We start from the raw sequence: 12,654 nt of genomic DNA on the forward strand, positions 1-12,654 counted from the left end.
CCCGCCGCCGCTATTGACGACTGCCCGAGGCTTTCGCGCATGACAAGCGAAAGCCGAACGGGTTCAGCGACGTGCCGATGTCGTAATGATCGATACCATCCGTGCGTTTGAGCCATCGGGCGAGGCCGACCGTCATCGGCAGAACGAGCCATTGCAGGGCACATTTGAAGACGAATTCGAGCCCGGCCATGCGCGTCATGGCGTCGATGTCGAGTACGTAAGCGAACGCCACAACCACGAAGACGGCGGAATCGAGCAATGCCGCCAACGCGCTGCCGACGATGAATCGAAGGCTCGCCAGCCTGCCGTGCATCGCGATCTTCATGCGCGCCAGCGTTGCTGCGTTGGCGAACTCTCCGACGAGACACGCCGACACCGACGCCAGGAACATATGTGCGATGGACTCGAACCAGTGACGTTGCACCTCGTCAGTGAAGCCGGTTTGGGCGGCCCATGTGGGGTCGGTTGGCAGCATAGCCGTCAACCAGAGAAAGACAAGCATCACGAGATTTGCGGCAAGGCCGCTCCAGATCACAACCCGGCTGATGCGATAACCGTAGACCTCGGTCAGTACCGACGAGAAGAGATAGGCGAACGGGAAGCTGATCAGCGCGGCGGAAAACGTGAGCCGGAACGGCTCGCCTGCAACGGTCCATGGCAGCGTGACTTCACACACGCGCGCGCCCAGCGCATTCGATATCAGGAGAAAACTGACGAAGCCGATGGCCAGCACAATCACGGCGGGTGTGATGTGTGTCGCCTGCCGCAAGGGGACGAGGCGCTCGGGAGACAACGTCGGAGCAAGATCAGTCATACGGTCATTGACGAACGGTGCGTTGATTGGTGATGGCGACGCCGTGCGTCGAGCGTACGGGATTGATGTCGAGCCCATAACGGCGGGTAAAGCGTGCGCCGACGGACAGGCGTGACGGCGTGCATTGCGTGAGGATATCGGCAAAGAGCGTCTCCACGCATTGCTCGATGTACATCTCGCTATCCCGAAAGGAGAGAACGTACGCCATAAGCGAACGTGAGCAAATTGGCAGGCCTGTATAGTCAAACCATACCGTGCCATAGTCGACGCCCCCGCTGAGAGGACACCTTACGCTCAACAGATCCGAGGTTAGACATTCGCGGGCCGGTGGCGCTGGCAAGGTAGTGGCGTCGCGATGGAAGCGCAACAGATGGGCATCAACGCCACCTCGAACCACGCCAACGGGCTCAGTATCCAGCGATCGCGGTACCGGCCCATATGCGGCGGTCATGCGCACCGCCTGGCGCACCGGCGTGCTGCGCACGAGGACATAGGCCTGAAGCGATCGCGACAATTCCGACGCGATATGCGATTCCAGTGCTTCCGTCGATTCGAAACGGCACTCTCGAAGTGCGAGGAAATAGCGCTGCGCGTCTGCCATCTCCAATGTGTAAGGCGAGTCGCACGGGATCACCAGTTCCACGACGGCGATCTGGGGTCGCTCGTGCATATCCATCCAACTGATTTCATAGTGATTCCACAGGTCGTATCCTCGCGGGACGTTCGTGCTTGCGGGGCCGCGATATTGCAAACGGGATCGGGGAATCGGGCGGAGGGGCGTTTGATGAGAATGCGCCTGCAAATTTCGATAAGTCATATCGTGTGAAGCTCCGGAGGTTCGACTCACGACCATATCGCACGACGTTTTGGCCTTTCAATACGCGAATTCCGAAAAGCGGATGGGGCGATTCACCATTTGATGGTGTCGGCGCATCGCAGCACCTTCGTCGGGCAGACGTCGCCATGTCCGATTATGACCAGCGCTCCCCGTTCCGATGTGGGAGGATTCAAGCATTCCGATCCTCTCGCGGCGGCCGCTCGCGCCGTCTGTCCTACCATGCGTTCATCCGACATTGCCCGTTTGTTGACGCTCTCCGCCATCTGGGGAGCTAGCTTTCTTTTCATGCGCATCATCGTGCCTGCGCTCGGGCCGCTGCCGACCGCGTTCTTTCGCGTGACGCTCGGCGCTATCGGGCTCGCGGTTATTCTGCTGGCGATGCGCGTTCGTTGGGAGTTCAAAGGGTTGCTCGGAGCCGCGATGGTGCTCGGCGTCATCAATTCGGGCATTCCGTTCGTCATGTATTGCCTCGCCGCGCGCGTGCTGCCCGCCGGATACTCCGCGATTCTCAATGCCACCACGCCGCTGATGGGCGTTGTGATCGGCACGCTGTTTTTCCGTGAGCGTCTGACGGGGGCTAAGAGTCTGGGCGTACTGCTGGGCTTGATCGGCGTGGCCGTGCTCACGCGCACCGGTCCGGTTACGATGTCCGGCCCGGTCGTGATGGGCGCGCTGGCGTGTCTCGTCGCCACGTCGTGCTACGGCCTTGCCGGTTATCTGACCAAGCGCTGGATCACCGAACGCGGCGGTCTCGACGCCAAGCTCGTGGCGTTCGGCAGCCAGTTGGGTGCGGCGATCGTTCTGCTGCCGTTCTTCGGCTACATCTCCGCAACGGAAGGCATTCCCGGGCCAGCCACCAGCGGCGTGTGGGCTGCTATGGCGGCGCTCGGCTTCCTGTGCAGCGCCGTCGCCTATATGTTGTTCTTCCGTCTGATCGCCGATCTCGGCCCGTTGCGCTCGCTGACCGTCACTTTCCTGATTCCGCCGTTCGGCGTGCTCTGGGGCGCATTGTTCCTGAACGAGGCCGTCACGATGGCTCACTTCTTTGGTGGATGTTTCATTGCATTGGCCGTCTGGCTCGTGTGCAAGCCGCCGAAGACCGTGCCGTCGACGAGCCGCGCGGCTTCATAGCGCGGGCCCCTCGCGAGGCTCCCCGAAGGCCGATGACCTGCGTCATCGGCCTTTTTTCATGATGTGAAAAGCCTTTGCGGTGCGTAAAAATTTGCGCTGCTTGGCACAACATGGTGATTTCAGGAAGGAAAATAACGTTTCACATCAAGAAATTATTTTGTTATGTATTTGATTCTTATTGATAAAAAATATGTGATTGAACGCTGATTCGTTCTGTTGCGTTGCATGAGAAATCCCTAAACTCTTATACAAGACCTGCCGATTTGGAGACGCCGAGTGCGGTCAACCGCAGGGTCGGCGATCACAGGGCAGCAAAGAGTCACCTTCTTTTATTTGTATCGAGAAACCAGGAGAGATCATCATGACGACGCGCCAAGAGCAAGTGAAGCAACTCGAACAGGACTGGGCGAACAATCCGCGCTGGAAGGGCATCAAGCGTGGCTACTCGGCCGAAGACGTGGTGCGCCTGCGTGGTTCGATCCAGCCGGAACAAACGCTGGCCCGCCGTGGCGCCGAGCGTCTGTGGAGCATGATCAACGAGAAGCCGTTCGTGAACGCGCTCGGCGCGCTCACGGGCAATCAGGCCATGCAGCAGGTCAAGGCAGGTCTCGAAGCCATCTACCTGTCGGGCTGGCAAGTCGCTGGCGACGCCAACGTCGCCGGTGAAATGTACCCGGACCAGTCGCTGTACCCTGCCAACTCGGTGCCGCAAGTCGTGCGCCGTATCAACAACACCTTCACGCGCGCCGATCAGATTCAATGGTCGGAAGGCAAGAATCCGGGCGATGAAGGCTACATCGATTACTTCGCACCGATCGTGGCCGACGCGGAAGCCGGCTTCGGCGGCGTGCTCAACGCCTTCGAACTGATGAAGGCCATGATCGAAGCCGGTGCCGGCGGCGTTCACTTCGAAGACCAGCTTGCCTCGGTCAAGAAGTGCGGCCACATGGGCGGCAAGGTGCTCGTGCCGACGCGTGAAGCTGTCGCGAAGCTCGTTGCGGCGCGTCTGGCTGCTGACGTGCTCGGCGTGCCGACGGTGCTCATCGCCCGTACCGATGCCGAAGCGGCCGACCTGATCACGGCCGACGTTGACCCGCTCGACCAGCCGTTCTGCACCGGCGAGCGCACGGTCGAAGGCTTCTACCGCACGCGTAACGGTCTGGATCAGGCCATCGCTCGCGGTCTGGCCTACGCACCGTACGTCGATCTGGTGTGGTGCGAAACCGGCAAGCCGGATCTCGAATTCGCCAAGCAATTCGCGGAAGGCATCCACAAGCACTTCCCGGGCAAGATGCTCTCGTATAACTGCTCGCCGTCGTTCAACTGGAAGAAGAATCTCGACGACGCGACCATCGCCAAGTTCCAGAAGGAACTCGGTGCGATGGGCTACAAGTTCCAGTTCATCACGCTGGCCGGCTTCCACAGCCTGAACTACTCGATGTTCAACCTGGCGCACGGCTACGCCCGTCGTCAGATGAGCGCCTTCGTGGAGTTGCAGGAAGCCGAATTCGCCGCCGCCGACAAGGGCTTCACGGCGGTCAAGCACCAGCGCGAGGTAGGTACGGGCTACTTCGATGCCGTCACGCAAACGATCGAGCGCGACGCATCGACCACGGCCCTGAAGGGTTCGACGGAGGACGAACAGTTCTTCGACGAAAAGAAGGCGCAGGTCAAGGTAGCCTGACAGGGCTGAGGGAGGGCGCGATGCGCCCGTCAGCGGCGATGCGCGTGGGGGCACGTCGTACGCTGGCGGAACAGTATCGCGTCAGGACCGCGCGTCCGGCTTATCCGGCCGGGGCAGTTGTGGCGGCGTTCCCGTCGCCGTCATGACTGCGCTGCACGCCTGAACGAGAAGAGGCTCGTGAGCTTATCCCGCTCACGGGCCTTTTTTCATGGTGCCGACGATGTCGATGGCATCGAGGCCATCCACTTCATCAGCGCAATCAACGATAGACGAGGACCGGAATCTTCGAGTGCACGAGCACGCGTTGTGTCTCGCTGCCGAGCAGCAGACTGGTGAGGCCACGCCGCCCGTGCGAGGCCATCAGAATGACATCGCACCCGTGACGCTCCGCTGCGTCGATGATGCCCAGATACGGGGCGGGGAAGGTCGAGCTGTCGCGGTCGAAGGGCACGCCCGCTGCGGCGGCCGCCTGTGCGAGATCGTCGAGATGCGCGCAGGCCTCTTCGGCAATGCGTTCACTGAACGTGGCCGGTGCTTCGAGCACGTATTCGCTAAATGGAGAGTAGGGATACTCGGCGAGGCAGCAGTAGCCGGTGACTCTGGCGTTCAGGGCGCGGGCCAGTTCGAGCCCGCCTGTCACAGCCTTTTGGGATAGCTCCGAGCCGTCGGTCGGAATGAGGATGTGGGTAAACAACATATGACCTCCCGCAGTTGGCGTTGCTGAACACGCGTTCACAGGCTCGCGCAGGTATCACGGTCTTGCACCCAGTCCGCTGTCTTGCAGCTTTCGATGCCTGTCCGGCATCGCCTGCGGACCCTTCGCTTCGATTTTATGGCTTCGGCGCGACGCAACAACGGGGGCAAACCCGATATTGAGAGGGGCTAGCCGCAACAAACGTTCCTCACGCGTATCTCGTCGAGCACCAGCCTGCGGCCCTCGTCCCTGCTGGCCGGGCGTCTCGCGTCATGCGTCAAATCGACGCGTGTGAATGCGAACGGCTACGCACTTTGATGCACGCTTTCGTGCAAATTTTGAGACGCGTCGTCTTGCCAGTACGCCGAACTGCCGTAGTGATGCCTGAGATGGTCGATGAACAAGCGCACGCGCAGCGGCAGGTGACGGCGCTGAGGAAACACGGCGTGGATACCGATGGGCGGCGCGGCGAATGCATCGAGCACGGTTGTCAGCCGACCGGCGCGAATGTCGTCGCCCACCTCCCACCACGAGCGCCACGCCAGTCCGTAGCCCTCCAGACACCAATCGTGCAGCACCGCGCCGTCGGTGCATTCCATCGTCCCGTTCACGCGGATGGTGACGACCTTGCCGTCCTGCGCAAAGGTCCAGCCGCGCTGCTGGTTGGCCGTCGAGCCGAACGCCAGGCAATTGTGACGGGCGAGGTCGTCGAGCGATTCGGGATGGCCGTGCGCAGCGAGATAGTCGGGGGACGCCACGCACACGCGTCGGTTGTCACCGAGACGCAGCGAGACGAGGCTGGAGTCGGGCAACTCACCAAGCCGGATAGCGCAGTCGAAGCCCTCGTTGACCAGATCGACAAGCCGGTCCGACAGATCGAGGGTGACGGTGACGTCCGGATGCGACGTGATGAACACAGGCAGCAGCGGGGCGACGTGGCGTCGCCCGAACCCGGCGGGGGCCGACAGTCGCAAATGCCCGCTGGCCTTCACGCCGCCCGCCGACATGGCCGCTTCGGCGTTGTGCATCTCGTTGAGAATGCGCTGGCAGTCTTCCAGAAAGGCGGAGCCTTCGAAGGTCAGCGTCACGCGCCGGGTAGTGCGTACAAGTAGCTTCACGCCCAGCCGGAATTCGAGCGCGTCGATGCGCCGCCCGATCACGGCCGGGGCCACGCCTTCGAGCGCCGCAGCCCCGGACAGACTGCCCCTGGCGGCCACGGCAACGAACGTTTCGATTTGTTTGAAGCGATCCATGACGCCGATTATGTACTAAAAAGTCATAGATAAAGTGATTTCTATGCATCTTTATGATGATCGGCATCAATAATAGAATCGGCGGGCAATGCTGTCGGATCGCGCGATCCCCCGGCATTGACGGAAGTACGCGTCCTACATGCCCAATGAGGTGTGAGGGCCTCGTGCAAAGCCCCTGAAGTCCCTTCCTTGCGGCGTGCTTCCGAACATAAACAAGCTGTTGGAGATCCCTGATGCCTTTGAGTCTGCCCCCGGGCATGCAACTGCATGTCGACGCCGCCGATATCCATCCCGAATACGAAGCCATTCTGACCCCCGAAGCGCTGGCGTTCGTCGCGAAGCTGCACCGCGCATTCGAGTCGCAACGTCAGACGTTGCTCGCCGCCCGTGAAGCGCGCGTGGCGCGTCTGGATGCCGGTGAAGTGCCCGATTTTCTGCCTGAGACGCAGGCCATCCGCGACGCAGACTGGCGTATTGCGCCGCTGCCGGATGCGCTGCAATGCCGCCGCGTGGAGATCACCGGGCCGGTCGAGCGCAAGATGATCATCAACGCGCTGAACTCGGGCGCGGACAGCTACATGACCGACTTCGAGGACTCGAACACTCCGAACTGGCATAACCAGCTGCAAGGGCAGATCAACGTGCGCGACGCCGTGCGCGGCACCATCAGCCTCGAGCAGAACGGCAAGCACTACCAGCTCAACGATAAGGTCGCGACGCTGATCGTGCGCCCGCGCGGCTGGCATCTCGACGAAAAGCACGTGAGCGTAGACGGCGTGCGTATGTCGGGCAGCCTGTTCGACTTCGGCCTGCATTTCTTCCACAACGCGAAGACGTCGCTTGAGCGTGGTTTCGGTCCTTACTACTACCTGCCGAAGCTGGAGAGCCATCTCGAAGCACGTCTGTGGAACGACGTGTTCGTGCTTGCGCAGAACGAGCTGGGCGTGCCGCAAGGGACCATCAAGGCGACGGTGCTGGTCGAGACCGTGCTCGCCGCATTCGAGATGGACGAAATCCTGTACGAGCTGCGCGAGCATAGCTCGGGCCTGAACGCGGGCCGTTGGGACTACATCTTTTCGTGCATCAAGAAGTTCAAGGTCGACGCCGACTTCTGCCTCGCCGACCGCAGCCGCATCAACATGACGGTGCCGTTCATGCGCGCTTACGCGTTGCTGCTGCTCAAGACGTGTCACCGTCGCAATGCGCCTGCGATTGGCGGCATGAGCGCGCTGATCCCGATCAAGGGCGACCCGGAAGCGAACGAAAAGGCGATGGCGGGTATTCGCAGCGACAAGGCGCGCGATGCGACCGACGGTTACGACGGCGGCTGGGTCGCGCACCCGGGGCTGGTGCCGGTCGCGATGGAAGAGTTCGTGAAGGTGCTGGGCGATCGTCCGAACCAGATCGACAAGCAACGTCATGACGTGAGCGTGAAGGGCCGCGACCTGCTGGAGTTCAAGCCGGAAGCGCCGATCACCGAAGCCGGGCTGCGTAACAACATCAACGTCGGCATCCACTATCTGGGCGCCTGGCTGGCGGGCAACGGCTGCGTGCCGATCCACAACCTGATGGAAGACGCTGCTACCGCCGAGATTTCGCGCTCGCAGGTGTGGCAGTGGATTCGCTCGCCGAAGGGCAAGCTCGACGACGGCCGCAAGGTCACCGCCGAACTGGTGCGCGAACTGATTCCGCAGGAACTCGCCAACGTCAAGGAACTCGTGGGGCAGGTCGCACCGACGTACGACCGCGCGGCCGTGATCTTCGAGACAATGAGCACGAGCGAGGACTTCGTCGACTTCCTCACGCTGCCGCTTTACGAAGAGGTCTGACGGCCGCGTCTGCCGTCATGCTAAGCCGATCGCGCACAGCATGGCGGTACGACGCTCAGACGCAGGAACGGAAGCAGGGCAACGCAATGGGACGATGGTGACATCGTCCCATTTTGTTTTGCGCGTGCTTTGTCTTGTTTGAGTCGCCGCGCTACACTGAACTTTGAGGTGCTGGTCCTCGTCCTACTCGTCCACGTTTTGAGAGGATGCCGATGTCGCCCGATATTCCAGAGGTTCCGGAGACTTCCGTCAATGCTTCCGATACTTCCGATGCTGCAGCGCCGATGCACGCGCCTCGCGGAACCGGCAGGATCGTCGAGGAAATCCCCGCGTCGCCACGCCGTTTGTATCCCCACATCGAGCCTTTCGAGTCCGGCATGCTCGACGTCGGCAACGGGCACAACATTTATTGGGAGCGCTGCGGCAATCCCAAGGGCAAGCCGGCGGTGTTCCTGCACGGCGGCCCCGGTGGCGGCTGTTCGCCCGAGCACCGACGCTTGTTCGATCCTTCGAAGTACTGCATCACATTGTTCGATCAGCGCGGCTGCGGACGCTCGTTGCCGCACGCGAGTCTCGAGCACAACACGACATGGGATCTGGTCGACGACATCGAGGCGTTGCGAACGAAGTTCGGTTACGCGCAATGGCTCGTTTTCGGTGGTTCGTGGGGCAGCACGCTGGCGTTGGCTTACGCGCAGGCCCATGTGAGCCGTGTGAGCGAACTGGTCATTCGCGGGATTTTCACGGTGCGTCGCGAAGAGTTGCACTGGTACTACCAGAAGGGCGCGTCGTGGCTGTTCCCGGACCGTTGGGAAAAGTTTCTCGCACCGATTCCGCTCGAAGAGCGCGGGGATCTGATGCGCGCGTATCAGAAGCGACTCACGCATCGCGACGAGTCGGTGCGCATCGAAGCGGCGCGCGCATGGAGCATGTGGGAGGGCAGCACGATCACGCTGCTGCCGGATGATCAGTTGGCCGAAGCGTTCGGCGATCCGCACTACGCGATTGCATTTGCGCGCATCGAAAATCACTACTTCGTGCATGACGGTTTCCTGAAGCCGAACCAACTGATCGGGGGCGCGCATGCGTTGCGCGACGTCCCCGGTGTGATCGTGCAGGGACGCTACGATATGGCGACGCCCGCCCGCACCGCTTGGGAGCTTCACAAGGCGTGGCCTGAAGCTGACTTCTACTGGGCGCCGGATGCCGGACACGCCTTCAGCGAGCCGACGATCCAGCATTGGCTGATCGAGGCGACGGATCAGTTCGCCGCAGGGTAGCGAACTGAGAGGGTGACGATATGGGGCCGCACGATGGCCCGCGCGGCGAGATGCGAATTTGCCCCGATCGTCAATTTTTGCAATCGCAGGCGTGCACGCGGTGAGATGGTGGAGCCGTCATCACTGATCGACGACACGCCTGCCATGCAAACGAGCATCGGTGCGCAGCGGCCTGCGCCATGAATTCAATCACCGAAGTGCCCACCCAGGCGGCTCCGGGTAGCGTCCTGGATGCCGAAAGGCAAACGCATGCGCGAAACGATGCCTGCGCCGTTGCCCGCTTCGAGTCCTGCTTCGACGCGCTTGAAACGGGACTCGCCGCTTGCGAGAGTTCGTTCTCGCAACCCATCGAGCACTTCATCAACGACCTCCTGGAAAACGACGATTGGGGCGACTCGGGACAAGCGGGCCGTCTGTTCTCCGAGGGTGCAGATGCCGCCGAGTTGCGCAGGGCGTTGGTGAACTGCCACGTCGCGTCGTTCGTTGAAGGTCGGCATTATTTTGCTGCCGTGCCAAACACCTTCCCCGTCGACATCGGCCAGCAATGTCTTCACGTGTTGCAGCACTTAAACCCGACGTCGCGACTTGCGCTCCTGACGCCCGCCTCCGACGCAACAAAGGGGGCTATCGTCCGCCTGAACTACGACGGCACGGTCATCGTGAGGTTGCCGGGGTCTCGCTGGCTTTTACCACTGATGCCGGAATGCGTCTCGGACACCGCCGGTGCACTGACCCGTCACGAAATGCAGGGGCTGCTCCAATGTCGGCTGGACAACGGATTGACCGTCGCGCAAACGATCGAAAGTTCGCGAGCTGAACTGACATTGGACGACTGGCGAATGCTCGCGCACTGGCACGCGTTCAAAGGACAAAAGTACGCGAGCGCTGACCGACACGATCTGTCGGCCAGCGAGTTTGTGTCGGCGTGCGAGGCAGCGATGTGCGGCGATGAGTGGGGTGGGGCCGTGCTGTATTGCGAGGAGGCGTTGCGTGGCCTCAAAGCGTGCGCAGACGCAAGCCTGGCGATGCCGTTGGGGAGCCGGCTGAAGCGGGCGTTCGACGCGCGCGGCTTTACGCTATCGGGGGCCGAGGTGGCGTGGGCGTTGGCGGAGCGTGTGCTGGATCCCCTGGGACTCACGCAAAGCGCCGCATGTCATCGTCAACAGGCGACGCAATGCTTCGAGGCTGCGGGGTTGACTGACCCGACAGGAAACGACAGGCAGCAAACGGCAGGCGTGATTCGAGAGGTGTTGTCCGCACACAAGGCGGCGTTCTCGGCATCCGGGCTGACGTTGGCGTCATACGACATCCGCTTCGACGACATGGAAGATCGCTGGACGCGAGACCGTTTCGATCCAGATCACAATGTCGAGTGGTGTTTGATGCGGAGTCTGCCGAGCGGCACGGATCAGCAAGGCGTATTGGATTTTGTCACGGCGCGAACGGTGAATCGGTTTTACGCGTCCGTCGGGCAGAAGGCGGATCGTTTGCATCCGCTTACCCATGAGACGTTGAGCAAACGGGACTTTTATGTCGGGCGGCTCATGCTCGACATTCTGAGCGTCGCCAAGCGGGACACAAAGGTGGTGGCGCAACCGGCGATATGGAGAAACGCGGCGTTACAACAGTTCATGGACGACAACCTGTCGTCGCTCCACGCGTGTGTCGATCGTCTTGACGAGAAACTACTCAGCGGCGCACTGCCAGAGGATGCCTGCGAGGCATTCGTCGCGGATGTGACCCGTGTCGGTGGCTGGGGCGGCCTGAAGCCGCTGCTCGCTGGCAATTTTCAGGTGGGCGACTTCCGGGTGGCGCTGGCCGAGTGTTTTCTTGCCTCGTTTCCGGTGGGGCAGGCCTACCTGGTCAACGGTGGGCGGAATTTCCCGATCGCCAGTCATTTTCGTGCGCGGACGTCCTCGCCGGGCTTGATGCATCGCTTGGTCGGCGGTCCGGATTTCCCTGTCGTGACGGGGGAGCGCAGCCTGAAGCTCCTGCAGAGTCTGACGCCGGAGGCGAGAGCGGCGATGCTCATCCAAACGCAGGACGCGGCGCGTACGGCACCAAAGTCGACCTTCGCCTTCGCCTACGGTTTGATCTCGCTCACCATTCCCGGCACCCGGTGGCGGTTCGCACTGATGCCGTCGTGTATCGGGGGCGTCGAGGCGGGCGTTACCGCCGAGGAACTGGAGCGATTGCAGCAGACCTTTGTGGCGCCCGGCGAGACGATTCGTCAGAGCATCGCGAATGCGTCCGGGCGTGCGGGACCGGAGGACCTTCGCAGTATGGCGGACTGGGCCTGGGTGTTGGGCGGGCGTTACGCTGCGGCCGGTCGTCACGAATATGCCGTCGACGAGTTCAGGAACGGTTGCGAGGCCGCGCTGCGTGCAGATGCCTGGGGAGCGGCCGCGATCAATTGTCACGCTGCGTTGGACAGCTTGCGGGCCTTCGGCAGTATCGACGCGGCGCAAGCGGTGGGGACGCAGCTCACCAAGATGTTCGAAGACCGGCGGCTGCGGCTGTTTGCTGCGGCGATACGATGCCGACTCGCCGACCAGATATTCGATGTGTGGAATCGTCAGGAAACGGCGGAGGCCATGCGATCTGTGGCGAGGGAGATCTGTCAGGCGCGTGGCGTCACCACGGACGTGCTAGTAGCAGGCGACAGGCTCAATTATGAGATTCGCGCGGAGATCGGGGCGTGGTGCACCCTATTGCAATCCGGTGACCTGAAACTGCATCGGTCCTCGATTCGGTTCGACAATATGCAGGATCGTTACTTGTGCAACGATTTCGATCCGCGCGAGAACCGGGCATGGGGACTCTTCGTGAGGACTGAACGCGAGTCAGGGCGTGACGCGATATTCGACGTCGTCAGTTGTGAGGCCGTCGAATTGCTTCAATCACATGGAAGGCAGCTTCACCCGACGATGTACCGGGGTCTGCGCGCCGATGACTTCATTGAAGGCGTACTGGTGCTGGACATTCTGCAGGCGGCCGGAGAAATGTCGGTGGCGCAAGTCACGGTGCCTTCGGCAGACACACCGGCAGATAAAGCAAAACCCCGGCAAAGACGTTAGCCGTCAATGCCGGGGTTTTGTGTCGAAGCTTGCGAGACCGAAAAGTTATCGGTC

Annotated in this window: 9 protein-coding genes; 5 read left to right on the forward strand and 4 right to left on the reverse strand. The window is 61.6% G+C overall.

The features are described from left to right. Positions 1-10: 10 nt before the first annotated feature. Both NTU39_RS11960 and NTU39_RS11965 read right to left on the reverse strand, forming a co-directional pair. Complete coding sequence (locus tag NTU39_RS11960; RefSeq protein ID WP_257959884.1) at positions 11-814, reverse strand: VUT family protein; 804 nt, start codon at positions 812-814, stop codon at positions 11-13. Between the two features lie 4 nt (positions 815-818). Further along, positions 819-1,631, reverse strand: coding sequence for an NADPH-dependent 7-cyano-7-deazaguanine reductase QueF (locus NTU39_RS11965; protein WP_257959885.1), 813 nt, complete (start codon positions 1,629-1,631; stop codon positions 819-821). A 240-nt stretch (positions 1,632-1,871) separates the two neighbouring features. Here NTU39_RS11965 and NTU39_RS11970 point away from each other — a divergent pair, with 240 nt between their 5' ends. Then, positions 1,872-2,783, forward strand: a complete 912-nt coding sequence (locus NTU39_RS11970) for a DMT family transporter (protein ID WP_150666376.1) — start codon at positions 1,872-1,874, stop codon at positions 2,781-2,783. Between the two features lie 361 nt (positions 2,784-3,144). Then, positions 3,145-4,467 (forward strand): isocitrate lyase, encoded by a 1,323-nt coding sequence (gene aceA, locus NTU39_RS11975; protein WP_257959886.1) that lies wholly within the window; start codon positions 3,145-3,147, stop codon positions 4,465-4,467. Between the two features lie 259 nt (positions 4,468-4,726). Here aceA and NTU39_RS11980 read toward each other — a convergent pair whose 3' ends face one another. Then, entirely contained in the window at positions 4,727-5,161 is a 435-nt protein-coding gene (locus NTU39_RS11980; RefSeq protein ID WP_174985109.1) for a universal stress protein, read from the reverse strand. A gap of 305 nt (positions 5,162-5,466) precedes the next feature. Then, positions 5,467-6,414, reverse strand: coding sequence for a LysR family transcriptional regulator (locus NTU39_RS11985; protein WP_257959887.1), 948 nt, complete (start codon positions 6,412-6,414; stop codon positions 5,467-5,469). Between the two features lie 233 nt (positions 6,415-6,647). On the opposite strand from NTU39_RS11985, the gene aceB reads away from it, so the two are divergent. From aceB to NTU39_RS12000, 3 genes are all read left to right on the forward strand, one after another. Beyond that, complete coding sequence (gene aceB, locus NTU39_RS11990; protein ID WP_150666378.1) at positions 6,648-8,243, forward strand: malate synthase A; 1,596 nt, start codon at positions 6,648-6,650, stop codon at positions 8,241-8,243. A gap of 344 nt (positions 8,244-8,587) precedes the next feature. Then, positions 8,588-9,523, forward strand: coding sequence for a prolyl aminopeptidase (gene pip, locus NTU39_RS11995; RefSeq protein WP_150666437.1), 936 nt, complete (start codon positions 8,588-8,590; stop codon positions 9,521-9,523). 458 nt (positions 9,524-9,981) lie between these two features. Further along, entirely contained in the window at positions 9,982-12,600 is a 2,619-nt protein-coding gene (locus NTU39_RS12000; RefSeq protein ID WP_257959888.1) for a hypothetical protein, read from the forward strand. Positions 12,601-12,654: the final 54 nt, after the last annotated feature.

It is taken from the genome of Pandoraea commovens (assembly GCF_024704525.1).
GTDB lineage: Bacteria > Pseudomonadota > Gammaproteobacteria > Burkholderiales > Burkholderiaceae > Pandoraea > Pandoraea commovens.